This is a genomic window from Brachybacterium sp. 107, from assembly GCF_052379725.1.
Taxonomy (GTDB): domain Bacteria; phylum Actinomycetota; class Actinomycetes; order Actinomycetales; family Dermabacteraceae; genus Brachybacterium.
In genome coordinates, this window is sequence record NZ_JBQSYW010000002.1 from 31692 (window position 1) to 55524 (window position 23833).

Here is a 23833-nt window from a genome sequence, read left to right on the forward strand (position 1 = left end):
GGTCGGGCGGCACGAGCGGAACGGCTCCGGTGCCCTTCGGTGCGCGCCTGCAGCGGTCGGTGCAGGAGAACGGCCCGATCGTCGCAGGGATCGACCCCCACGCCTCGCTGCTCGAGGCGTGGGGCCTGCCGGACACCCCGGCCGGCCTCGAGGCGTTCTCGCGCATCACGCTGGACGCCGTCGCGGGGCAGGTCGCCGCGGTCAAGCCGCAGTCGGCCTTCTTCGAGCGTCACGGGTCCGCCGGTGTCGCGGTCCTCGAGGGTCTCCTGGCCGCTGCGCGCGAGCGCGGGGTGCTCACCATCCTCGACGTCAAGCGCGGCGACATCGGCTCGACGATGGGGGCGTACGCCCAGGCGCACCTCGCCCCGGGAGCGCCTCTCGAGGCCGATGCGATCACCGTGAGCCCGTACCTGGGGACCGGATCGCTCGATCCTGCGGTGCATCTCGCCCTCGAGCACGGCAAGGGCCTGTTCGTCCTCGCCCTGACCTCGAACCCCGACGGACCGCAGGTCCAGCACGCGCTGACGGCACCAGACACGCCGGTGGCGCTGAAGATCGCGCGACACGCCGAGCGGATCGGTGCCGGAGATCCGGGGGAGTGGGGGAGCGTCGGACTGGTCGTCGGCGCGACGGTCGGCGACGCCTATCGGCGGCTCGGACTGGACCGCGCCGCTCCCTCGGTGCCACTGCTCGCCCCGGGCTTCGGCGCCCAGGGTGCAGGCCCCGACCAGATGGTGGAAGTATTCGGCGACAGTGCAGGTCACGTCCTGGTTTCGCTGTCCCGCGGGATCCTGTCCGAGGGTCCGGACCCGGTGCGTCTGCGCGAGGTCGTCGGCAGGCTCCGGGACGAGTACAGCGGCCGGTCATGACCGTCTGAGCACACCGCGGCGCATCGTCGCGGAAGCCGGGTTCAGGGGCGTTCCGGAGAGGTCCGGGACGCCCCTGATCTGCACCCGACCTGGGGTGGAGCGTGTCAGAAGTGCCCTTGGCCACGATATTGGGGTTACGCTCTTCCCACACGCGTGGTCCTCCCGGATCCCGCCCGTCACCAGCAAGAGAAGATGAGGTAAGAACAGTGGCTCTCCCTCCCCTCACCCCTGAGCAGCGGGCCGACGCCCTGAAGAAGGCCGCCGAGGCTCGTCGCGAGCGCGCGGTCATCAAGGCCCGGCTCAAGGACAGCGCCGGCCACCGAGGCGCCGAGATCAAGAAGGTCCTCGTCGAGGCCGAATCCAACGAGATCGTCGGTCGCCTCCGGGTCGCCGCGCTGCTCGAGGCGCTGCCGGGCGTCGGCAAGGTCAAGGCACAGCAGATCATGGAGGAGATCGGCATCTCCCCCTCCCGCAAGATCCGGGGCCTCGGCTCCCATCAGGCGGAGAAGCTCGTCGCCCACTTCTCCGAGTGACCGATCCGTCAGGGGCCGGTGCCGTCACGACGGCACCGGCCCCCGTCACGGTCCTGGCCGGGCCCACAGCCGTCGGCAAGGGCACGGTCTCCGCAGCGATCCGCGCGCAGTACCCCGAGATCTGGCTCTCGGTGTCCGCGACCACCCGGCCCGCACGGCCCGGTGAGGTCGACGGCGTGCACTACCGGTTCGTGACGGAGGAGGAGTTCTCCCGTCTCGTCGACACCGGGCAGATGCTCGAGTGGGCGGTCGTCCACGGCCGCAACAAGTACGGCACGCCGCGCGGTCCCGTCGAGGAGAAGGTCGCCGAAGGGCGGCCAGTGCTGCTGGAGATCGATCTCGCCGGTGCTCGGCAGGTGCGCGACTCCCTGCCCGACGCCCGTTTCGTGTTCCTCGCCCCGCCGGACTGGGACACCCTCGTGGACCGGCTCGTGGGCCGGGGCACCGAGGACGCCCAGGAGCGCGAACGCCGGCTGGAGACCGCGAAGGTCGAGCTGGCCGCGGAGAGCGAGTTCGACGTGACCATCGTCAACGACACCGTGGACAGCGCCGCCGCAGAGCTCGCCGGCCTGATCGGCGTGCGCGACCTCACCTGACCCGTGCGCCGGCGCACTCGCCCCTTCCCGGGTCGAGGGCGTATCCTGAAGCGTCGCACCCCGAAACTTACGAAGGGACATCCGTGGCCGGAACAGTCGCTCAGCCCGAAGGCATCACGAACCCCCCGATCGACCGTCTCCTGGAGACCGTCGATTCCAAGTACGCGCTGGTGCTCTACGGCTCCCAGCGCGCCCGCCAGATCAACGCCTACTACTCGCAGCTCTCCGAGGGCCTGCTCGAGTTCGTCGGCCCGCTGGTGGACGTGGACAACCAGGAGAAGTCCCTGTCGATCGCGTTGCGCGAGATCGACGAGGGCCTGCTGACCGTCCGCGAGATCGACGAGGCCGAGTACGCCGCCCAGAACGAGCCCGATCCGGACGCCCCGGCGCCGCTCAAGCTCGGCGACGACGCCCCCGAGGTCCCGTCCTCCGAATTCGGCTTCTGACCTTCACCCTCCACCGGGAGCTGCGATGAGCATCGTGAAGAGCACCCTCGACGGTGCCCGCGTCCTGGTCGGCGTCGGCGGAGGGATCGCCGCCTACAAGACCGCGCACCTGGTGCGCGGTCTTGTCGGTGAAGGGGCCGACGTGCGCGTCGTCCCGACCGCGTCCTCACTGCAGTTCGTGGGTGCCGCGACGTGGGAGGCGCTCAGCGGTCACAAGGTCCTGACCTCGGTGTTCGAGGACGTCGACCAGGTTGCGCACGTCCGGTTCGGCCAGGAGGCCGACCTGATCGTGATCGCCCCCGCCACCGCCGACCTGCTGGCGCGGATGCGCACGGGCCGTGCCGATGATCTGCTCACCGCCTCCCTGCTCGTGACCCGGGCACCGGTCGTCCTCGCCCCCGCGATGCACACCGAGATGTGGCAGCACCCGGCGACGCTCGAGAACGTCGCCGTGCTGCGGGAGCGCGGCGTCATCGTGCTGGAACCCGCTGTCGGCCGCCTGACCGGTCCCGACTCCGGCCCCGGCCGTCTGCCCGAGCCCGCCGCGCTGCTCGAGGCGGCGCGCGCCGCGATCACCGCGCCGCGGGGCGAGCGCGGCGAGGTGCTCCAGGACCTCGCCGGGCACGAGCTGCTCATCACCGCCGGCGGCACCCGGGAGGACCTCGACCCGGTGCGCTTCCTCGCCAACCATTCCTCGGGACGGCAGGGCTGGGCCCTCGCCCATGCCGCTCTCGTGCGGGGCGCGCGGGTGCTCCTGGCCGCCGCGAACGTCGACCTGGAGACCCCGCCCGGCGCCCGGCGGCTCGATGTCGGCAGTGCCGCCGAGCTCGCCGCGGCCGTTGCCGAGCATCGCGGCGGCGTGGACGGCCTGGTCATGGCCGCCGCTGTGGCAGATTTCACCGCCGCCGAGCGGAGCCAGGAGAAGATCAAGAAGGACGAGTCCGAGGCCGACTCGGTGCCCACGATCGCCCTGCGTCGCACCGACGACATCCTGCGTCACAGCGTGCTGGACCGCGGCGATGCCGAGCACCCCGTGATCGTCGGCTTCGCGGCCGAGACCGGCGGGAACGGCAGCTCGGCCCTCGATCTGGCCCGCTCCAAGGCCCGCCGCAAGGGTGCTGACCTGCTGGTCTTCAACGACGTCACCGCAGGAGTGTTCGGCTCCTCGGACAATGCCGTGCGCATCCTGGACGGCGAGGGGGCCGAGGTCGCCGAGGCGGCCGGGAGCAAGACCGTCGTCGCCCACGCGGTGCTCGACGAACTCGCCGGTCGGCTGCCGCAAGTACCCTGGTCCGCATGACCTCCAGCGAGCTGCGCACCTTCACCTCAGAATCGGTCACCGAAGGACACCCGGACAAGATCTGCGACCAGATCTCCGATGCGATCCTCGATGACCTGCTGTCCCAGGACCGCGACGCACGCGTCGCCGTCGAGACCATGGTGACCACCGGCCTCGTGCACGTCGCCGGCGAGGTCCGCACCACCGGGTACAGCGACGTCGCGACGATCGTGCGCGACGTCATCCGGGAGATCGGCTACGACTCCTCCGAGAAGGGCTTCGACGCGGATTCCTGCGGCATCGAGGTCTCCATCGGCGCGCAGTCCCCGGACATCGCCCAGGGCGTGGACACGTCGTTCGAGACCCGCGGGGACGCCGCCGCCGAAGCCTTCGCACGGCTCGGCGCCGGGGACCAGGGACTCATGTTCGGCTATGCCTGCCACGACACCCCCGAGCTGATGCCGCTGCCGATCCACGCCGCGCACCGGCTCACCGCGAACCTCTCGGCCGCCCGCCGCGACGGGGTGCTGCCGTACCTGCGCCCCGACGGCAAGACCCAGGTCTCGATCGGCTACGACGAGGACGGCGTGGCCCGCACCGTCGAGGCGGTCGTGGTCTCCACGCAGCACAGCGAGGAGGTCGACCTCGGCAGCCAGCTCGCGCCGGCCATCTCGAAGGTCGTCATCGGCCCGGTCCTCGAGGACCTCGCAGCGCTCGGCCTGGACGTCTCGGACGTCACCACCCACATCAACCCCTCGGGCCGCTTCGTGCTCGGAGGGCCCAAGGGCGATGCCGGTCTGACCGGCCGCAAGATCATCGTGGACACCTACGGCGGCATGGCCCGTCACGGCGGCGGGGCCTTCTCCGGCAAGGATCCCTCGAAGGTGGACCGCTCCGGGGCATACGCCATGCGCTGGGTCGCGAAGAACATCGTCGCCGCGGGTCTCGCGGACCGCTGCGAGGTCCAGGTCGCCTACGCGATCGGCGTCGCGGAGCCCGTGGGGCTCTATGTCGAGACGTTCGGCACCGCCCACCGCCCCGCCCACCAGATCGCCGCTGCCGTGCGGAAGGTCTTCGACCTGCGCCCCGCCGCTCTGATCGACGCTCTCGACCTGCTGCGCCCGATCTATGCCCTGACCTCGGTGCACGGCCACTTCGGTCGCGAGCTGCCCGAGTTCACCTGGGAGCGCGCCGATCGCGCGGAGGAGCTGGAGCGCGCGCTGTGACCACTCCCGCTGCCCCCACCGCCGCTGCTCCTACGGCCGCTGCTCCTACGGCCGCCGCCCGGCCTGCCGTTCCCGCCTCCGGGCTCGATCCCGAGCTCGCCGCGCGGCTGAAGCGTGATGAGTCCGGCCTGATCACCGCCGTGGTCCAGGACGCCACCGACCACCGCGTGCTGATGGTCGGATGGATGGACGACGAGGCGCTGCACCGCACCCTCACGTCCGGCCGCGCCACCTACTGGTCGCGCTCCCGGCGCGAGTACTGGCGCAAGGGCGATACGAGCGGGCACGTGCAGTGGGTCCGCTCCGTCGCAATCGACTGCGACGCCGACACCCTGCTGATCGAGGTGGACCAGGTGGGCGCGGCGTGCCACCGCGGCACCGAGACCTGTTTCGACGGCGGCGACCTGGGCGCCGTCGTCCTGGACCCCACGGAGCGCACAGCATGACCGACCGTCCCGTCCCCGCTCCGAGCGCTCGCTCCGAGGTCTATCCCGAGCTGGTCGCCGGCCGGGAGGGCGACGCCCTGGGCACGATCCAGCCAGACCGCGCCACCTTCCGGGCCCTGGCCGCCCGCCAGCGTGTGGTGCCGGTGAGCGTCCGTCTCCTCGCCGACGAGGACACCCCCGTCTCCCTGTACCGACGCCTCACCGCGGACGGCGACGGCCGCGGCACGTTCCTCCTCGAATCCGCCGGCGAGGGCGAGACCTCTCGCTGGTCGATCATCGGCACGCGCGCCCGCGCCGTGCTCACCGAGCACGAGGGCAGGGCCCGCTGGATCGGGGACGTCCCCAGCGGCGTGCCCGTCGACGGCAGCCCGGTGGAGGCGCTGCGCGAGGTCACCAGCGCCTTCCGTGCCGCACGCCAGCCGCACCTGCCGCCGTTCTCCGGCGGCATGGTCGGATTCATCGCCTATGACGCCGTGCGCCACTGGGAGAAGCTCCCCGCCTCCCCGCCCGATGAAGTGGGCCTGCCGGACCTGTCCATGCTGCTGGCCCAGGACGTCGTGGTCCACGATGCCCACGACTCCACGGTCGTCCTGGTCGCCAACGCCCTGAACCTCAACGCCACGGACGACGGGGTGGACGCCGCCTATGACGACGCCCTCGCCCGGCTGGAGGCGATGCGGGAGCGCCTGCGCACCCCGCTGAGCAGCGGTGCGATGGTCTACGAGACGGTGCGCGACCTCGAAGCGAAGTCCCGCACCGCGCGGCTCGACTACGAGCGTGCCGTGCACGAGGCGGTCCAGGACATCGTGGACGGTGAGATCTTCCAGGTCGTGCCCTCCCAGCGGTTCTCGCTCTCGGCCTCGGCGCACCCGCTGGACGTCTATCGGGTGCTGCGGCGCATGAACCCCAGCCCGTACATGTACCTGCTGCGCACGATCGACGCCGACGGCGAACCGATCGATGTGGTGGGCGCGAGCCCGGAGTCCCTCGTCACCGTGCGCGGCCGCACCGCGACCACGCATCCGATCGCCGGCTCGCGGCCTCGCGGCGCCACCCCGGAGGAGGACGAGCGCCTGGGCCAGGAGCTGCTCGCCGATCCCAAGGAGCGCTCGGAGCATCTGATGCTGGTGGACCTCGCCCGCAACGACCTGCAGAAGTTCTGCGACCCCGGCACGGTGGTGGTGCGGGACTTCATGCACATCGAGCGCTTCTCGCACATCCAGCACATCGTCTCCACGGTGACCGGGACGATCCGCGAGGACGCCCTGGCCTACGACGCCCTGCGCGCCACGTTCCCCGCCGGCACCCTCTCGGGGGCCCCGAAGCCCTCGGCGATGCGGATCATCGACCGTCTCGAGCCGGTGCGCCGCGGCGTCTACGGAGGCACAGTGGGCTATATCGACTTCGCGGGCGACATGGACATGGCGATCGCGATCCGCACCGCGGTCCTCAAGGACGGCACCGCTCACGTGCAGGCCGGCGGGGGAGTGGTTGCGGATTCCGACGCCACCACCGAATACCGCGAGACCCAGTCGAAGGCAGCGGCCGCCCTGCGCGCCGTGGCCTCCGCCGACACGCTGCGCTCCGCATGAGCACGCCGACCCCGCGCACACCCGTCGATCCGCAGCAGGATCGCGCATCGCAGCGGCCGCCCGCACGACGGGCCGGTCGCCGTCCCGGCCGCGCACTCACCGTGCTCGCGGGCACCGCGGTCTCCGGGCTGCTGATCGGTGCCACGAGGCTGACCTGGACCCAGGCGGATGCCCCCGACCTCACGGGCAGCGCCCAGACCGTCGCCGTCACCGGCACCGACGCCGCGCCGGCCGTGCTCGCCCTGGCGATCGTGGCCATCGCGGCGTCCCTGGCGACCTCCCTGGCCTCGTCCTGGGTCCGGTTCGTCACCGGACCCGTGCTGATCGCCGCCGGACTCGGCGCGGCCTGGTCGGCGTTCGCGGTCACCCTGGACCCCGAAGGGACCTCGGCCGGAGCCATCACCGAGGCCACCGGGGTGGTCGGCGCGCAGGTCGATGCCACCGCCACGAGCTGGCCGCTGATCTCGATCCTGCCCGCGCTCGTCCTCTGCGCGATCGGCGTCGTCGTGCTCCTGGTGGGAGGGCGCTGGCCGCGGGGGACCCGATACCGCAGCGCGGCGGTCGCCGCGCCGTCGGACCCGGCCGACGACCCGGCCGCCGCCTGGGACGCCCTCACCCGGGGTGAGGATCCCAGCGCCGGACTGGGGGAGCCCGAAGCCGGCTCGACCGCTCCCGAGGACGGCGAGCAGGATCCGCCCCCGGAGAGCGAGGACGGCCCCGCCGGAACTCCGATCCGGTGATGGTGCTCACCCCGCCCGCGCCTCCTGCGGCGCGGGGCGGACGCCTCCGCCTCGACCCGAGGATGACGTGGCACAATGGCCTGGACCGGGCCCCTGACTGGAGAAGGATCATGACCAAGACCTACACCGTGCCGCCGCCCCCGCCCCACAACGAGGGTAAGACCGTGGCCGCGTACACGCTGAACTTCGGCGTGGTCCTCGGCGCCCTCTTCATCGGGCTGGGCATGATCCTGCCGATGGTGCTGCTCGTGTGGATCGGCACCGGCGTGATCGCCGTGTCGATCATCGCCGGCATCGTCCTGTCCCTCGCCGGCTTCGGTCAGCCCCGTCGTCGGGCCTCTGAGGCCGAAGCGCGGTGACCACCGGGGTGGGCGACCGGCACGGCGCTGCCGTGACGGCCGTTCCCGCCCGCGGACTGCGCAGGGCGCTGCTCCCGGCGGGCATCGTGGCCGGCGGCCTCGCCCTGGCGGTCGGGGTCCAGCTGGTCTTCGACCCGTTCCGCACGGACATCCCGCTGTGCATCGTCTACCACCTGACAGGCCTGTACTGCCCGGGCTGCGGCGCGATCCGTGCCGTGCACTCCGTGCTCGCCGGGGATCTGCTGCTCGCCCTGCGCAGCAATGCGCTGATCACCGTCGCACTGCCGCTGGTGGCCGCAGCCTTCGTGCTCTGGATGATCCGCCGGGTGCGCGGGCTGGCCACCGACCTGCTGCCCTCCACCCGGGTGGCATACATCCTGGTCGCCCTCATCGCCGTCTTCACCGTGCTGCGCAACCTTCCCGCCTTCTGGTTCATCGCCCCGATCTCCTTCATCGGCGCCTGAGACCGGACCCGAGGTGCTCGCGATCTGCGGGCATCGCCCCCGACTGCTGCAGGAGGTATCCGTGGTCACCACCGGAACCGTGCTCGACGAGATCATCGTCGGGGTCCGCGAGGACCTCGAGACCCGCCGCGGCCAGGTCCCTGCGACCGAGCTCGAGGACCTGGCCCGTGCGGCTGCCCCGGCGCTCGACGCCCGCGCCGCCCTGCACGGCGACGGCACCACGATGGGACTGATCGCGGAGGTGAAGCGCGCGAGCCCCTCGAAGGGCGACCTCGCGGAGATCCCCGTCCCCGCCGACCTCGCGGCGATCTACGCCGATCACGGGGCGTCCGCGATCAGCGTGCTCACCGAGCAGCGTCGCTTCCGAGGCACCCTGGCAGATCTGGACGCAGTGCGGGAGCGCGTCCGCGTGCCGGTGCTGCGCAAGGACTTCGTGGTCGACCCGTACCAGGTGCTCGAGGCACGCGCCCACGGCGCCGACCTCGTCCTGCTGATCGTCGCCGCACTCGAGGACTCCCAGCTCCAGGAGCTGCACGAGCAGATCACGGCGCTCGGGATGAGCGCCCTGGTCGAGACGCACACCGACGACGAGCTGGATCGTGCGCTCGCCCTGGGCGCCGACATCATCGGCGTCAACGCCCGCAACCTCAAGACCCTCGACGTGGACCTCGCCCGGGCCACCACCCTGCTGCGGCGCATCCCCGCCGGGCCTCTCGCGATCGGCGAGTCCGCCGTCGTCTCGGTCGCCGACGTCCAGGAGTACGCCGCCGCAGGGGCGGACGCCGTCCTGGTCGGCGAAGCCCTCGTGACCTCCGGCGACACCGGGGACGCCGTCTCCACGTTCCGCTCCGTGGTCCGTCGCGGCCGCACCGTCCCGGAAGGAGCTCAGGCATGAGCACCTCGGCCTCCCGACCCACCATCCCCGATCTCGCCCGACCGGAGGGAGAGCTGCGCTCCGAGGCCGGCCCGTACTTCGGCGGCTTCGGCGGCCGCTTCCTGCCCGAGGCACTGGTCCCCGCCCTCGACGAGCTGCGGGAGACCTACGAGAAGGCCGTGCTGGATCCCGAGTTCATCGAGGAGCTGCAGCGACTGGCCCGCGAGTACACCGGGCGTCCGTCCCTGCTGTCCGAGGCGCCCCGCTTCTCGCAGCTCGCTGGCGGAGCTCGGATCCTGCTCAAACGCGAGGACCTCAACCACACTGGCAGCCACAAGATCAACAACGTGCTCGGCCAGGCTCTCCTGACCAAGCGCATGGGCAAGACCCGCCTGATCGCCGAGACCGGAGCCGGGCAGCACGGCGTGGCCACGGCCACCGCCGCCGCCCTGTTCGGCCTCGACTGCACGATCTACATGGGTGAGGAGGACACCGAGAGGCAGGCCCTCAACGTCGCCCGGATGCGACTGCTCGGCGCCGAGGTGGTCGCAGTCACGCAGGGCTCGCGCACCCTCAAGGACGCCATCAACGAGGCGTTCCGCGACTGGGTGGCCAACGTCGAGACCACCCACTACCTGCTCGGCACGGTCGCCGGCCCCCACCCGTTCCCGGTGATGGTGCGCGACTTCCACCGCATCATCGGCGAGGAGGCGCGGGAGCAGACCCTCGAGGTCGCCGGTCGCCTCCCGGACGCCGTCGTGGCGTGCGTGGGAGGTGGCTCCAACGCGATGGGCATCTTCCATGCCTTCCTCGACGACACCGACCCCCTCGTGCGGCTGGTCGGCTGCGAGGCCGGCGGCGACGGGATCGCGACCGGCCGCCACAGCGCCACCATCGGCGGCGGCACCCCGGGCGTCCTCCACGGGGCCCGCAGCTTCGTCATGCAGGACGAGGACGGCCAGACCATCCCCTCGCACTCGATCTCCGCGGGCCTGGACTACCCCAGCGTGGGCCCCGAGCACGCCTGGCTGGCGGACATCGGCCGCGCCGAGTACCGCGCGATCGACGACGGGCCGGCGATGGAGGCCTTCGCCCTGCTGTCGATGACCGAGGGCATCATGCCCGCCATCGAATCCGCCCATGCCCTGGCCGGAGCGCTCGAGCTGGGCCGCGAGCTCGGCGAGGACGCCGTCATCCTGGTCAGCCTCTCGGGCCGCGGTGACAAGGACGTGGACACCGCCTCGCGCTGGTTCGGACTGGTGGGGGACGGCCCTGCCTCCGGGGATCTGGCCGCACTGCGAGCACAGGCCCGCGCCACCTCCGACAGCACCGATCCGAAGGAGACGCGATGACCGCCACCGATATCGCCACCGACCCCCACCGGCTGCGGTCGGCGGAGGCGATCGACGCCGCCCGCGCCGAGAACCGTGCCGCCCTGATCGGTTATCTGCCCGTCGGCTACCCGGACCTCGCCGGGTCGATCGACGCCGCGAAGGTGCTCATCGACCACGGCGCCGACATGATCGAGCTGGGCCTGCCCTACTCGGATCCCGTCATGGACGGCCCGATCATCCAGAAGGCCGCCTCCGCGTCCCTGGCCGGCGGCAACCGGACCCGGCACGTGATCGAGGCCGTTCAGGCGCTCTCCGGGCGCGGAGCCGCGATCCTCGTGATGTCGTACTGGAACCCGATCCTCGCCTATGGCCCGGATGCCTTCGCCCGCGATCTCGCGGCAGCAGGCGGCGCCGGGGTGATCACCCCGGACCTGATCCCCGACGAGGGCGCCGACTGGATCGCCGCGAGCGAGGAGCACGGCGTCGACCGGATCTTCCTGGTCGCCCCCAGCTCGCCCCGCGACCGCCTCGCCCATGTGGTCTCGCACACACGGGGCTTCGTCTACGCCGCGAGCACCATGGGCGTCACCGGCACCCGCGCGAGCGTCTCCGCGGCGACGGAGGGACTGGTCGAACGCACGCGCGCGGCGGGCGCCGAGAACGTCTGCGTCGGCCTCGGCGTCTCCAACGGTGACCAGGCCGCGCAGGTCGGAGCGTATGCCGACGGCGTGATCGTCGGCTCCGCCTTCGTCCGCGCCCTGCTCGAGAACGAAGGGGACCCGACCGCCTCGCGCACCGCGCTGGCTGCGGTGGCCGACGACCTGCGTTCAGGGGTTGAACGCGCGCGCCGCTGAGCTCCGTCGGGCAGTACCCTTCGAACGTGACGCGTCGATCGTGAGGGCCCACCAGCGCTGATCGACCACCAGGCCTGATCGTCCATCAGTACCGATCGACCACCAGCCCCGATCGACCACGAGCCCGCAGAGAACGGGGCCTGACAGCGAGGAGTGCACGGACATGATCCCCAGCCCGCCCATCTCCTCGGTGTCCCTCGGCCCGCTCACGGTGCACTTCTACGCGATCTGCATCCTGGCCGGCATCGGGCTGGCCCTGTGGTGGGCCACGAAGCGCTGGGAGCGGCGCGGCGGCAACGGCGACGATCTCTTCGACATCGTGTTCGTCGCCGTGATCGCCGGGATCGTCGGCTCCCGCATCTGGCACGTGCTGACCTCTCCCGCTCCCTTCTTCGGGCCGGACGGCGACCCGCTCGCGGTCTTCTACATCTGGCAGGGCGGTCTGGCGATCTACGGCGGCGTGGCCGGCGGAGCCGTGGCCGTCTGGATCATGGCTCGCATCAAGAAGGTCTCCTTCGTCGCCCTGGCCGACACCATCGGGCCGACGATCATGGCCGCCCAGATCCTCGGCCGCTTCGGCAACTGGTTCAACCAGGAGCTCTACGGACCCCGGCTGGACGCCTGGTGGGCCTGGGACGTCACCTGCGTGACGAACGGTCAGACCATCGGGGGCTGCACCCCCGGGACGTACCACCCCACGTTCGCCTACGAGCAGATCTGGATGCTCGGCGGCCTCGCCGTGCTGCTGCTCCTGAGCCGACGGTTCCAGTGGGCCGGGGGACGCGTGTTCTGGGCCTACGTCGTCATCTACTCCGCAGGGCGCGCCCTGGTCGACTCGATCCGCACCGAGCCGGTGCTGATGGTCGGACCCCTGCGCATCCACACCCTCGTCGCCATCCTCATGGTGCTCTTCGGCGTCCTGGTGTTCGTGGTCCTCACGCGGCGCAAGCAGCGCCGTGGGGGAGAGGTCGTCGCCGCCGACGGCTCGTTCGTGCTGTCCGCCCAGACCGCGGGCAACGGCCCCGACGAGGACGAGGTCGAGAAGTCCGGGACGCCTCCGTCCGCTGGTGAGGAACCCTCACCCGGACCGTAGGCCCCACACGACCCCGCGCGATGCAGATCGCCAGGTGGATCCAGGGCCCGCGACCGGGCAGTCGTCGATATCCGACGCCCCCGTCACCGGCCGCCCATCTGGAAGGGCTTCGCTCCCATGCGACCTCTCGATTCTGATTCTGTTCCGCCCACCGGCTCCACGCACCGCACCGACGATCGAGGCACGGCGCACTCCGTCCGGTCCACGCGGTTCTCCGACTTCCCCGCCCCCCAGGGCCTCTACCACCCCGACAGCGAGGCCGACTCCTGCGGTGTCGCGATGATCGCCACCCTGCGCGGTCGCCCCGGGCACGACATCGTCGAGCACGCGCTCACGGCGCTGCGCAACCTCGAGCACCGCGGTGCGGTCGGCGCCGAGGAGGACACCGGCGACGGCACCGGCATCATGGTGCAGCTGCCCGATGCCTTCCTCCGCGAGGTCGTCGGGTTCGAGCTGCCGCCCCTCGGCGCCTACGCGGCCGGAACCGCCTTCCTGCCCCGTGATCCGGCCGGCAGAGCAGAGGCGCTGGAGGCTCTTCGGACGATCAGCGCGGACGAGGGCCTGCAGCTGCTCGGCCTGCGCGAGGTGCCCATCACGGACGGTCTCGTCGGCCCCTCCGCGGAGGCGGTCCGCCCCGACTTCGTGCAGGTCTTCCTCGCCGACGCCGCCGCCGACGCCGGTTCCGACGCCGTTGCCGGGGCACCTGCCGGCGCAGCTGATGCCCCCGATGCGGCCGGAGCGCTCACCGGCCTCGAGCTGGAGCGGGCGGCCTTTGCCGTGCGCCGCCGCGTCGAGCACACCACGGGGGCCTACTTCCCCTCGCTGTCCACGCGGGTGATGGTCTACAAGGGCATGCTCACCCCGGTGCAGCTCGACGAGTTCTACCCGGATCTGCGCGATCCCCGCTTCACCTCCGAGCTCGCGATCGTGCATTCGAGGTTCTCGACGAACACCTTCCCGGCCTGGCCGCTCGCCCATCCCTTCCGGGCGCTCGCCCACAACGGCGAGATCAACACCGTCATCGGCAACCGCAACCGCCTGCGGGCCGCCGAGGGCAGCATGCGCACCGACGCCTTCGGGGCGGACTTCGAGCGGCTGCTGCCGATCAACACCCCCGGAGCGTCCGACTCCGCCGGTCTGGACGAAGCTCTCGAGCTGCTCCACCTCGCGGGGCGATCCCTCCCGCACGCCCTCATGATGCTCATCCCGGAGCCCTGGGAGAACGACGCCACGATGGACCCCGATCTGCGGGCCTTCTACGAGTTCCATGCGGCGCTCCAGGAGCCCTGGGACGGACCCGCTTCGGTGGTGTTCACCGACGGCACCCAGGTCGGCGCGCGACTGGACCGCAACGGACTGCGCCCGCTGCGCTACTGGATCACGGACGACGACCTGGTGATCCTCGGCTCCGAGACCGGGCTGGTCGATGTCCCGCGCAGCTCCCTGGTGCGCACGGGGCGCGTGGCCCCGGGCGAGATCTTCCTGGTGGACCTCGCCGCGGGGGAGATCGTCCCGAGCGATCAGCTCAAGCACGCCATCGCCACCGAGCACCCGTACGGCATCTGGGTGCGCGAGCAGAAGGTGCAGCTGGCTGATCTCCCCTCCCGCGAGCACATCATCCACTCGCGGTCCTCCGTGGTGCGGCGCCAGCAGACCTTCGGCTATACCGAGGAGGAGCTGCGGATCCTGCTCGCCCCGATGGCCGCCAAGGGGGCCGAACCGCTCGGAGCGATGGGCACCGACACCCCGATCGCGGTGCTCTCGGAGCGGCCCCGGCTGCTGTTCGACTACTTCACCCAGATGTTCGCGCAGGTGACCAACCCTCCGCTGGACTCCCTGCGCGAGGAGATCGTGACCTCGCTGGGCGTGGCCATCGGCCAGTCGCGCAACCTGCTCGACGCCACCCCGCAGCACGCCCGCCAGCTCGGGCTGGACTTCCCGATCCTGGACAACGACGAGCTCGCGAAGATCATCGCGGTCGACGCGAACCCTGCCACGGCGGATTTCCACACCGTGCGCCTGCGCGGCCTCTACCCGGTCAGCGGGGGCACTGCTGCGCTCGAGCGCCGCCTGCAGGAGATCTGCGAGGAGGCGGTCGCGGCGATCGACGACGGCGCCACCTTCCTGGTGCTCTCGGACCGCGACGCCAACCAGACGCTCGCGCCGATCCCGTCGCTGCTCCTGACGAGCGCCGTGCAGCACCACCTCGTGCGCACCGGTCGCCGCACCGCGGCCGCGCTGGTCGTCGAGGCCGGCGACGTGCGGGAGGTCCACCACGCCGCCCTGCTGATCGGCTACGGGGCGAGCGCGATCAACCCCTATCTCGCGATGGAAAGCGTCGAGGAGCTCGTGCGCCGCGGGGTGCTCAGCGACATCACCCCCGAGCAGGCCGTCCGCAACCTCAACAAGGCGCTCGGCAAGGGTGTCCTGAAGATCATGTCGAAGATGGGCATCGCCACGGTCGCCTCCTATCGCGGCGCCCAGATCTTCGAGGCCGTGGGCCTCGCGCAGGATCTCGTCGAGACGTGGTTCCCGGGCACGATCAGCCGCATCGGCGGCATCACCCTGGACGTCATCGCGCAGGAGAACGCGGCTCGGCACGCCCTGGCGTACCCGGTCGACGGGCAGCACCCCGCCCACCGCAACCTCCCGGTCGGCGGCGAGTACCAGTGGCGTCGGGAGGGGGAGCCGCACCTGTTCACCCCCGAGGCCGTGTTCCGCCTGCAGCACTCCACGAAGCACCGGCAGTTCGAGGAGTTCCGGAGGTACACCGACGAGGTCGATGACCAGCACGAGCGACTGATGACGATCCGCGGACTGCTGCGCCTGCGCACGGGGGAGCTCGACCCGGTGCCGATCGACGAGGTCGAACCGGTCGAGACCATCACGCGCCGCTTCATGACCGGGGCCATGAGCTACGGCTCGATCTCGCAGGAGGCGCACGAGACCCTCGCGATCGCGATGAACCGCCTGGGCGGCATGTCCAACAGCGGGGAGGGCGGGGAGGATCCCGAGCGCCTGCGCGATCCGGAACGACGCAGCGCGATCAAGCAGATCGCGTCGGGCCGCTTCGGGGTCACCAGCGAGTACCTGACCTTCGCCCGGGACATCCAGATCAAGATCGCCCAGGGGGCGAAGCCGGGCGAGGGCGGGCAGCTGCCCCCGGAGAAGGTGTATCCGTGGATCGCGCGCACCCGCCACTCGACCCCGGGCATCGGCCTGATCTCGCCGCCGCCGCACCACGACATCTACTCGATCGAGGACCTCGCCCAGCTGATCCATGATGCGAAGTCGGCGAACCCGGCGGCCCGCGTGCACGTGAAGCTGGTGTCGCGGTTCGGGGTCGGCACGGTCGCGACAGGAGTCTCCAAGTCCCATGCCGACGTGGTGCTCATCTCCGGGCACGACGGCGGGACCGGGGCGAGCCCGCTGAACTCGCTCAAGCACGCCGGCACCCCCTGGGAGCTCGGCCTGGCGGAGACCCAGCAGACCCTGCTCCTCAACGGTCTGCGCGATCGCATCACCGTGCAGGTAGACGGCCAGATGAAGACGGGACGGGACGTGGTGATCGCCGCGCTGCTGGGGGCGGAGGAGTACGGCTTCGCCTCCGCACCGCTGGTCGTCTCCGGCTGCGTCATGATGCGGGTGTGCCACCTCGACACCTGCCCGGTGGGCGTGGCCACCCAGAACCCCGAGCTGCGCTCACGGTTCACCGGCCGCGCGGAGCACGTGGTGACCTTCTTCCAGTTCGTCGCCCAGCAGGTGCGCGAGCACCTCGCGGCCCTCGGCCTGCGCAGCCTGGACGAGGCGGTCGGGCGCAGCGACCTCCTGGCACTGCGCGAGGACGCCCGCAGCGGGTCGGCCCTCGGCGCGGCCAAGCGGGAAGGGCTCGACCTGGGAGCGATCCTCGCGCCGCCCACCATCCATCCGGGCGACCATCCGCGGCGCCGCCGCGGACAGGACCATCAGCTCGAGCGCGCCGCGGATCACCCGTGGATCTCCCGGGCCGCGGCTGTCATCGACGGGCAGGCCTCCTCGGTGCGGATCGCCGACACGATCCGCAACGTCCAGCGCAGCACCGGCACCCTGCTGGGGCACGAGGTCACCCGCCGGACCGGGGGAGACGGCCTGGCCGACGACTCGATCGTGCTGGACCTCGAGGGGACCGGAGGGCAGTCCTTCGGGGCGTTCCTGCCCCGCGGGATCAGCATGCACTTGACCGGGGACGTCAACGACTACGTGGGCAAGGGGCTCTCCGGCGGCGTGATCGCCGTGGGGCACGGCGCCGCCACGGAGCCGTCGCTCACCTCGGCCGTGATCGCCGGCAACACCTGTGCCTACGGCGCCACCAGCGGCCGGCTCCTGCTCGCCGGCGCGGCGGGGGAGCGCTTCGGGGTGCGCAACTCCGGGGCGACGCTCGTCGTCGAGGGGATCGGCGACCACGGGGCGGAGTACATGACCGGCGGCGCCGTGATCGTGCTGGGCCCGACGGGACGCAACCTCGGCGCGGGGATGAGCGGGGGCACCCTGTTCATCCTCGACCTCGACCCGGCGGCGCTGAACGCCCAGGACGCCACCACCTTCGAGATCACCGCGGTGCGCGAGGACCACCGGTCCTTCGTGCTCGACGCGATCGCCGAGCATGCCCGGCGCACCGGGTCCGACCGGGCCGCCGCACTGCTCGCCGACCCCGAGGAGCTCCTCGGCCGGCTCACGGAGATCGCGCCCCGCGCCTTCCTCCGCATCACCGGGCTCCGCGAGGACGCCCTGGCCCAGGGGATCGACCCCGATTCGAACGATGTCTGGAACGAGATCATGGAGAGCACTCATGGCTGATCCTCGCGGATTCCTGCGGAACCGAGATCGGGAGCTGCCGGCCCGACGTCCCGTGCCGGTGCGGCTGATGGACTGGCGGGAGGTGTACGAGGCCCGCGAGAAGGGCACGCTGAACGTCGTGTCCCGCCAGGCGGGCCGTTGCATGAACTGCGGCATCCCGTTCTGTCACCAGGGCTGCCCGCTGGGGAACCTGATCCCCGAATGGAACGACCTCGTCTATCGCGATGACTGGCAGGAGGCGGCCGAGAGGCTCCACGCGACCAACAACTTCCCGGAGTTCACCGGCCGTGCCTGCCCGGCACCGTGCGAGTCGAGCTGCGTGCTGGGCATCAACCAGCCGCCGGTGACGATCAAGAACATCGAGGTCTCGATCATCGACCGAGCCTTCGAGGAGGGGTGGGTCGAGCCCGTCGAGGCTGCTCGGCAGACGGGTCGCGCCGTCGCCGTCGTGGGCTCGGGCCCGGCTGGGCTGGCCGCGGCCCAGCAGCTCACCCGGGCGGGCCACTCCGTGGTCGTGCTCGAGCGGGACGATCGCCTGGGCGGGCTCCTGCGCTACGGGATCCCGGAGTTCAAGCTCGAGAAGCGCCATGTGGACCGTCGGCTGCAGCAGATGCGCGCCGAGGGCACGCGGTTCCGCACGGGCGTCGACGTCGGCGGCACGGGGACGGGCGCGCTGTCCGTCGACGCCCTGCGGTCACGCTTCGACGCGGTCGTCCTCGCGACCGGCGCGGGCACGCCCCGGGAGCTCGCCGTCCCCGGTCGTGAGGCGAGCGGCATCCACCCCGCCATGGAGTACCTGACCCAGGCCAACCGCCTGGTCGAGGGGGACTGGGTGGAGGACGGCATCTCCGCCGAGGGCAAGGACGTCGTGATCATCGGCGGCGGCGATACCGGTGCCGACTGCCTGGGCACGGCGCTGCGCCAGGGAGCGCGGTCGGTCACGACCCTCGCGATCGGCACCCAGCCGCCGGCCGAGCGCAACGAGGACCAGCCGTGGCCCACCCATCCGGTGCTGTTCGAGGTGTCCGCCGCTCATGAGGAGGGCGGGGATCGCTCGTACCTCGCCTCGACGACCGGTTTCGAGGTCGACGAGGAGGGCGCTGTGACGGGTCTGCAGGTGGCTCGGACGCAGTTCCGCGACGGGAAGCGGGTCCCGACCCCGGGCACCGGGACCGTGCTGCCGGCGACCCTCGTGCTCCTGGCACTGGGATTCACCGGGACCGAGGAGGACGGACTGCTATCCTCCCTCGGGGTGGACATGACCGCGCGGGGAACCATCGTGCACGATGCCGACTGGGCCACGACGGCACCGAACGTCTACACCGCGGGGGACTGCGCCCGAGGTCAGAGCCTGATCGTCTGGGCGATCGCCGAAGGGCGAGCCTGCGCGGCGGCGGTCGATCGGGCCCTGATGGGCACGTCCTCCCTGCCCGCGCCGGTGAGCCCCGGAGAGAAGTCCGTCACGGTGTGAAACACTAGGGGGACCACGCGACGCTGCGGCCAGTACGGCGAGCACTTCGTGATGCCCGCCGGAGGGCCGCGGCCCTTATTCGAACTACTGATGGGTTGACATGCGCAAAGCGAAGATCGTCTGCACACTCGGTCCGGCGACCAACACCTACGACCAGATCCGGACCCTGATCGAATCCGGGATGAACGTGGCGAGGATGAACCTCAGCCACGGCTCCTACGACGATCACGAGCAGGTCTACGCGAACATCCGCAAGGCCGCCGAGGACCTCGGGCGCAACGTCGCCGTCCTCGTCGATCTCCAGGGCCCGAAGATCCGCCTCGGCAAGTTCGAGAGCGGCCCGCACCAGCTCGAGGTCGGCGACACCTTCGTCATCACGACGGACGACATCGTCGGCACCAAGGAGCGCGTCTCCACCACGTTCAAGGGCCTCCCCGGCGACTGCCGCCCCGGCGACTCCCTGCTGATCGACGACGGCAAGGTGTCCGTGCGCGTCACCGACGTCACCGCGACGGACGTGACCACGGTCGTCGAGGTCCCCGGACCGGTCTCGAACAACAAGGGCATCAACCTCCCCGGCGTCGCGGTCTCCATCCCCGCGATGAGCGAGAAGGACATCGCCGATCTCCGCTGGGGCCTGAAGCTCGGGGCCGACGTCATCGCCCTGTCCTTCGTGCGCGACGCCCATGACATGGACGACGTGCTGCGCATCATGCAGGAGGAGGGCCGCCGGGTCCCCGTCATCGCCAAGATCGAGAAGCCGCAGGCCGTGCGTGCCCTGCGCTCCATCGTCGGCGCCTTCGACGGCATCATGGTCGCCCGTGGCGACCTCGGCGTCGAGCTGCCCCTGGAGCAGGTCCCGCTGGTGCAGAAGCGCGCCATCGAGCTCGCCCGCCGCAACGCGAAGCCGGTCATCGTGGCCACCCAGGTCCTCGAGTCGATGATCACCAGCCCGCGCCCCACCCGCGCCGAGGCCTCCGACTGCGCCAACGCGATCCTCGACGGCGCCGATGCGGTCATGCTCTCCGGCGAGACCAGCGTGGGCGCCTATCCCTTCGAGGCTGTCCGCACGATGGCCCGCATCATCATCAACACCGAGGAGAACGGCGCCGACCGCATCCTCCCGCTGGGCACCATCCCCCACACCCGCGGCGGTGCGATCACCCGTGCGGCCGCTGAGATCGGCGATCAGCTCTCCGCGCAGTACCTGGTGACCTTCACCGAGTCCGGCGACACCGCGCGTCGGCTCTCCCGTCTGCGCCCGACGATCCCCCTGCTGGCGATGACCCCGTACCCCGAGGTCGCCCGCCAGCTGTCGCTGACCTGGGGCATCGAGGCGCACCTGGTGCCCATGCAGAAGGACTCCGATCAGATGGTCGCCGAGGCCGACGCGATGCTCCGCGAGAGCAAGGGCCTGCAGAAGAACGACCTCGTCGTGATCGCCGCCGGTTCCCCTCCCGGAGTCCACGGCTCGACCAACACGCTGCGCGTGCACCGCATCGGTGACCTCGACGGCACCGAGTCCGCTCGGATCGAGGCCGACCGCATCGCGGCCGGTCCCGAGAACTGAGACGCACCGCCTGAGAACGGCGCCCCTCGGCCTGTCGGCCGAGGGGCGCCGTTCTCATGGGCAGGCGCTGCGCGCTGATGAGCGGTCCGCTGTGAGGTGGGTGGGTCATCGGCGCGCCCTGACTGCGGCGACGCTCGCCTCGGGGCGCAGGTCGAGGCGTCGCAGGAGCTGGGCGTTCACGGCGACGACCACGGTGGACAGGGACATGAGGATCGCCCCGACGGACATCGGCAGGACGAACCCGATGGGGGCGAGGATCCCCGCCGCGAGCGGCACGGACAGCAGGTTGTATCCGGCAGCCCACCAGAGGTTCTGCGTCATCTTCCGGTACGCGGCGCGGGAGAGCTCGATGACGGAGAGGACCGAGCGCGGATCAGAGCTCGCGAGCACGACCCCCGCGGACGCGATGGCGACATCGGTGCCCGCACCGATGGCGATGCCGACGTCGGCCTGTGCCAGGCCGGGGGCGTCGTTGACGCCGTCACCGACCATCGCGACCTTCTTGCCCTCTTCCTGGAGCTGAGCCACCGTCGAGGACTTGTCCTCGGGGCGCACCCCCGCGATGACGCGGTCGATGCCGAGTTCGCGGCCGACGCTGTTCGCGACCGGCTCCGCGTCACCGGTGATCATGATGACCTCGACATCCAGGGCGTGCAGCGCATCGATCGCCTCGCGAGACTCCGGGCGGATCTCGTCGTGGAGGGTGAGGCCGCCGATCACCTCGCCGTCGCGGAGGACGTGGAGGATGATCGCGCCCTGCTGGCGCCAGGCCTCTGCCTCGGGGATCTCGCTCGTGCCGGTCTCCTCGAGCAGGCGGGGACCGCCGACGCGGATCTCGTGCCCGTCGACATGGGCGCTCACTCCGAGCCCTGGGGTGGAGCCGAGATCGGAGCCCGCGAGAATCCGGACCTGGTCCGACTGAGCCCTGGCCACGATCGCACGGGCGAGCGGGTGCTCGCTCTCCGCCTCGGCGGCGGCTGCGAGAGCCAGCACCTCGGACTCCTCCGCGCCCCGGCCGACGATCTCGGCGAGGACGGGCTCGCCCCTGGTCAGGGTGCCGGTCTTGTCGAACAGGACGGCGTCGACGGTGCGCATCGCTTCCAGCGCCAGGCGGTCCTTCACCAGGACGCCGCCGCGGGCGGCCCGCTCCGTCGCGATCGAGACGACCAGCGGGATCGCGAGCCCCAGCGCATGGGGGCAGGCGATGACCAGGACGGTCACCGTGCGGACCACGGCCTCGTCGGGCATCCCGAGCAAGGACCACGTGATCGCGGTGATCACGGCGGCTCCGAGGGCGAACCAGAACAGCCACGCCGACGCCTTGTCGGCGATGCGCTGGGCCCGGGAGGAGGAGTTCTGCGCATCGGTCACCAGGCGCTGGATACCGGCGAGGGCGGTCTCATCGCCCGTGGCGGTGACCTCGATTCGGAGGCTGGAGTCGGTGGCGACGGTGCCTGCCACGACAGAATCTCCGGTCGATCGCGTCATGGGACGGGATTCGCCGGTGACCATGGACTCGTCCATATCGGCACGGCCCTCACGGATCGTGCCGTCGGCCGGGACGCTCGCCCCGGGCCGCACGAGAACCAGGTTCCCGCGCTGCAGCTCGGCAGGGGAGACGCTCACGATCTCCTCCCCATCGATCCGCTCGGCCATGTCCGGGAGCAGTGCGGCCAGGGAGTCGAGCGCGGACGTCGTCTGGGCGAGGGAACGCATCTCGACCCAGTGCCCCAGCAGCATGATCACGACCAGCAGGGCGAGCTCCCACCAGAACTCCAGCTGGTGATCGAGGAATCCGAGGGTGGCGCCCCAGGAGGAGATGAATGCGACCGTGATCGCGAGCCCGATCAGAAGCATCATCCCGGGCTGGCGGGAACGGATCTCCGAGACCGCCCCGGTGAGGAACGGGCGCCCGCCCCAGATGTACATGACGGTCCCGAGGACCGGGGCGATCAGCATCGCGCCAGGAAGATCAGGAACGCCGTACCCGAGCAGCATCGCGAACATCGGGGAGAAGATGACGACCGGAACCGCGATGATCAGGTTGATCCAGAACAGCCGCCGGAACTGTGCGACGTGGTCACCATGGCCGGCGTGGCCGCCATGTCCCGAATGCTCCTCGGGCTCCGAATGCTCCTCGTGCTCCGAATGATCGGCGTGCGATCCATGCGATCCGTGGTCGAGAGGCGCCTGAGCGGCGTCGTGCTCAGCGGCATCGGCGTGCGTGGGCACAGACCCGGCGGAAGGACGCGGGTGCTGCTTGTCAGCTTCTCCGTCGGCGTGGCGGTGGAGATCGTGATCAGCGTTCATAGTCGACACCGTATACCCATGGGGGGTATATTTCCAGGGCTGATCTTCCGCTGTGCGCGTGCACGTCGTTCGTCCAGCCGCTCACCGATCGACAGGGCGTGCTCGTCGAGGAAGCTCGAGGGGAACCTCAAGATCTGCTCCAGATCCTCCGCGAGAGCCACTGCAGCCCCATGGCATCCAGGAACGGCGACCAGACTGGGACGCATGAGGAGTGGAGCGGATCGAGCGGCGGCGATGGTTCTCGTCGTCGAGGACGAGGCAGCGCTGTCGGATGTGGTGCAGGCATATCTCACCAGGGCCGGCTATGCCACGACGACTGCGCGAAGCGGTCCGGAGGCGGTGGGGCTGGCCCGCACGATGTCGCCGGACGTGATCATCCTCGATCTCGGCTTGCCGGGTCTCGACGGCCTGGAGGTGATGCGGAGGATCCGTGCCTTCTCCGACTGCTATGTGCTGATCACGACCGCGCGAACAGAGGAAGTGGATCGACTGGTCGGTCTGTCTGTGGGGGCGGACGATTACCTCACCAAACCGTTCAGCGTGCGCGAGCTCGTCGCCCGGGTGCAGGCCGTGCTGCGCCGACCGCGCGCCGTCCCCGGGGCCGCGTCGACGAGCACGGTGCGGAGGTTCGGGGCGCTCGAGATCGACACGACGGCGCAGGAGGTGCGGCTGGCAGGAGCTCCGGTCCCGCTGACCCCGACCGAGAGGGGGCTCCTGATGACGTTGGCGCACCGTCCGGGCCAGGCCTTCAGCCGTGGACAGCTGCTGGAGCTCGTCTGGGGCGACAGGTGGAACGGCGACGATCATCTCGTCGATGTGCACATCGCCAATCTCCGTCGGAAGCTGGGTGAGTCGGCCGAGTCCCCGCGATTCGTCACTACGGTGCGCGGCATCGGGTATCGGATGGGGAAGGGGTGAGGTCGTGACCATGTTGGGTTCCC

20 protein-coding genes are annotated in these 23833 nt (G+C 71.0%); 19 read left to right on the forward strand and 1 reads right to left on the reverse strand.

Going from position 1 to position 23833, the window contains the following annotated elements:
- The first annotated feature begins 29 nt into the window (after positions 1-29).
- From pyrF to pyk, 18 genes are all read left to right on the forward strand, one after another.
- The gene (pyrF, locus tag ACT3UL_RS02640; RefSeq protein ID WP_444576971.1) at positions 30-869 is read left to right on the forward strand and encodes an orotidine-5'-phosphate decarboxylase; all 840 of its coding nucleotides are present in this window, start codon (positions 30-32) and stop codon (positions 867-869) included.
- A 206-nt stretch (positions 870-1075) separates the two neighbouring features.
- Positions 1076-1402, forward strand: coding sequence for an integration host factor, actinobacterial type (gene mihF, locus ACT3UL_RS02645; RefSeq protein WP_193117277.1), 327 nt, complete (start codon positions 1076-1078; stop codon positions 1400-1402).
- On the forward strand, positions 1399-1998 hold the full coding sequence (gene gmk, locus ACT3UL_RS02650; protein ID WP_444576578.1) for a guanylate kinase: 600 nt from the start codon (positions 1399-1401) through the stop codon (positions 1996-1998). The genes mihF and gmk overlap by 4 nt, the downstream gene beginning before the upstream one ends.
- A gap of 83 nt (positions 1999-2081) precedes the next feature.
- Entirely contained in the window at positions 2082-2444 is a 363-nt protein-coding gene (rpoZ, locus tag ACT3UL_RS02655) for a DNA-directed RNA polymerase subunit omega (protein ID WP_444576579.1), read from the forward strand.
- Between the two features lie 25 nt (positions 2445-2469).
- Positions 2470-3744, forward strand: coding sequence for a bifunctional phosphopantothenoylcysteine decarboxylase/phosphopantothenate--cysteine ligase CoaBC (gene coaBC, locus ACT3UL_RS02660; RefSeq protein WP_444576580.1), 1275 nt, complete (start codon positions 2470-2472; stop codon positions 3742-3744).
- A complete protein-coding gene (metK, locus tag ACT3UL_RS02665; protein ID WP_444576581.1) occupies positions 3741-4949 on the forward strand; it encodes a methionine adenosyltransferase in 1209 nt (402 codons plus the stop codon). The genes coaBC and metK overlap by 4 nt, the downstream gene beginning before the upstream one ends.
- Positions 4946-5395: a phosphoribosyl-AMP cyclohydrolase gene (gene hisI / locus ACT3UL_RS02670; protein ID WP_444576582.1), complete on the forward strand. Its 450-nt coding sequence runs from the start codon at positions 4946-4948 to the stop codon at positions 5393-5395. The genes metK and hisI overlap by 4 nt, the downstream gene beginning before the upstream one ends.
- Complete coding sequence (locus ACT3UL_RS02675) at positions 5392-6987, forward strand: anthranilate synthase component I (RefSeq protein ID WP_444576583.1); 1596 nt, start codon at positions 5392-5394, stop codon at positions 6985-6987. The genes hisI and ACT3UL_RS02675 overlap by 4 nt, the downstream gene beginning before the upstream one ends.
- Complete coding sequence (locus ACT3UL_RS02680; RefSeq protein ID WP_444576584.1) at positions 6984-7727, forward strand: Trp biosynthesis-associated membrane protein; 744 nt, start codon at positions 6984-6986, stop codon at positions 7725-7727. Before ACT3UL_RS02675 ends, ACT3UL_RS02680 begins: the two co-directional genes overlap by 4 nt.
- Before the next feature lie 110 nt (positions 7728-7837).
- Positions 7838-8086 carry an HGxxPAAW family protein gene (locus ACT3UL_RS02685; RefSeq protein WP_444576585.1) on the forward strand — a complete coding sequence of 83 codons (249 nt, stop codon included), beginning with the start codon at positions 7838-7840 and terminating at the stop codon, positions 8084-8086.
- On the forward strand, positions 8083-8550 hold the full coding sequence (locus ACT3UL_RS02690; RefSeq protein ID WP_444576586.1) for a DUF2752 domain-containing protein: 468 nt from the start codon (positions 8083-8085) through the stop codon (positions 8548-8550). The genes ACT3UL_RS02685 and ACT3UL_RS02690 overlap by 4 nt, the downstream gene beginning before the upstream one ends.
- A gap of 61 nt (positions 8551-8611) precedes the next feature.
- On the forward strand, positions 8612-9445 hold the full coding sequence (gene trpC / locus ACT3UL_RS02695) for an indole-3-glycerol phosphate synthase TrpC (RefSeq protein ID WP_444576587.1): 834 nt from the start codon (positions 8612-8614) through the stop codon (positions 9443-9445).
- Entirely contained in the window at positions 9442-10776 is a 1335-nt protein-coding gene (trpB, locus tag ACT3UL_RS02700) for a tryptophan synthase subunit beta (protein WP_444576588.1), read from the forward strand. The genes trpC and trpB overlap by 4 nt, the downstream gene beginning before the upstream one ends.
- A complete protein-coding gene (trpA, locus tag ACT3UL_RS02705; RefSeq protein ID WP_444576589.1) occupies positions 10773-11612 on the forward strand; it encodes a tryptophan synthase subunit alpha in 840 nt (279 codons plus the stop codon). The genes trpB and trpA overlap by 4 nt, the downstream gene beginning before the upstream one ends.
- A gap of 163 nt (positions 11613-11775) precedes the next feature.
- Positions 11776-12705: a prolipoprotein diacylglyceryl transferase gene (gene lgt / locus ACT3UL_RS02710; protein ID WP_444576590.1), complete on the forward strand. Its 930-nt coding sequence runs from the start codon at positions 11776-11778 to the stop codon at positions 12703-12705.
- A 117-nt stretch (positions 12706-12822) separates the two neighbouring features.
- Positions 12823-17541 carry a glutamate synthase large subunit gene (gene gltB / locus ACT3UL_RS02715; RefSeq protein ID WP_444576591.1) on the forward strand — a complete coding sequence of 1573 codons (4719 nt, stop codon included), beginning with the start codon at positions 12823-12825 and terminating at the stop codon, positions 17539-17541.
- Positions 17534-19012 carry a glutamate synthase subunit beta gene (locus ACT3UL_RS02720; RefSeq protein WP_444576592.1) on the forward strand — a complete coding sequence of 493 codons (1479 nt, stop codon included), beginning with the start codon at positions 17534-17536 and terminating at the stop codon, positions 19010-19012. The genes gltB and ACT3UL_RS02720 overlap by 8 nt, the downstream gene beginning before the upstream one ends.
- A 100-nt stretch (positions 19013-19112) precedes the next feature.
- Positions 19113-20582, forward strand: a complete 1470-nt coding sequence (gene pyk, locus ACT3UL_RS02725; protein ID WP_444576593.1) for a pyruvate kinase — start codon at positions 19113-19115, stop codon at positions 20580-20582.
- A 105-nt stretch (positions 20583-20687) separates the two neighbouring features.
- Here the strand turns inward: pyk and ACT3UL_RS02730 are convergent, their stop codons facing one another.
- Entirely contained in the window at positions 20688-22892 is a 2205-nt protein-coding gene (locus ACT3UL_RS02730; protein ID WP_444576594.1) for a heavy metal translocating P-type ATPase, read from the reverse strand.
- A 204-nt stretch (positions 22893-23096) separates the two neighbouring features.
- On the opposite strand from ACT3UL_RS02730, the gene ACT3UL_RS02735 reads away from it, so the two are divergent.
- A complete protein-coding gene (locus tag ACT3UL_RS02735; RefSeq protein WP_444576595.1) occupies positions 23097-23810 on the forward strand; it encodes a response regulator in 714 nt (237 codons plus the stop codon).
- Positions 23811-23833 lie beyond the last annotated feature (23 nt).

Excerpts from the sequence above, each read along its gene's own strand:
- coaBC (WP_444576580.1), top strand. The coding sequence starts at position 2,470 with ATGAGCATCGTGAAGAGCACCCTCGACGGTGCCCGCGTCCTGGTCGGC.
- metK (WP_444576581.1), top strand. The coding sequence starts at position 3,741 with ATGACCTCCAGCGAGCTGCGCACCTTCACCTCAGAATCGGTCACCGAA.
- ACT3UL_RS02675 (WP_444576583.1), top strand. The coding sequence starts at position 5,392 with ATGACCGACCGTCCCGTCCCCGCTCCGAGCGCTCGCTCCGAGGTCTAT.
- ACT3UL_RS02680 (WP_444576584.1), top strand. The coding sequence starts at position 6,984 with ATGAGCACGCCGACCCCGCGCACACCCGTCGATCCGCAGCAGGATCGC.
- ACT3UL_RS02685 (WP_444576585.1), top strand. The coding sequence starts at position 7,838 with ATGACCAAGACCTACACCGTGCCGCCGCCCCCGCCCCACAACGAGGGT.
- trpB (WP_444576588.1), top strand. The coding sequence starts at position 9,442 with ATGAGCACCTCGGCCTCCCGACCCACCATCCCCGATCTCGCCCGACCG.
- trpA (WP_444576589.1), top strand. The coding sequence starts at position 10,773 with ATGACCGCCACCGATATCGCCACCGACCCCCACCGGCTGCGGTCGGCG.
- lgt (WP_444576590.1), top strand. The coding sequence starts at position 11,776 with ATGATCCCCAGCCCGCCCATCTCCTCGGTGTCCCTCGGCCCGCTCACG.
- gltB (WP_444576591.1), top strand. The coding sequence starts at position 12,823 with ATGCGACCTCTCGATTCTGATTCTGTTCCGCCCACCGGCTCCACGCAC.
- ACT3UL_RS02720 (WP_444576592.1), top strand. The coding sequence starts at position 17,534 with ATGGCTGATCCTCGCGGATTCCTGCGGAACCGAGATCGGGAGCTGCCG.
- pyk (WP_444576593.1), top strand. The coding sequence starts at position 19,113 with ATGCGCAAAGCGAAGATCGTCTGCACACTCGGTCCGGCGACCAACACC.
- ACT3UL_RS02730 (WP_444576594.1), bottom strand. The coding sequence starts at position 22,892 with ATGAACGCTGATCACGATCTCCACCGCCACGCCGACGGAGAAGCTGAC.
- ACT3UL_RS02735 (WP_444576595.1), top strand. The coding sequence starts at position 23,097 with ATGAGGAGTGGAGCGGATCGAGCGGCGGCGATGGTTCTCGTCGTCGAG.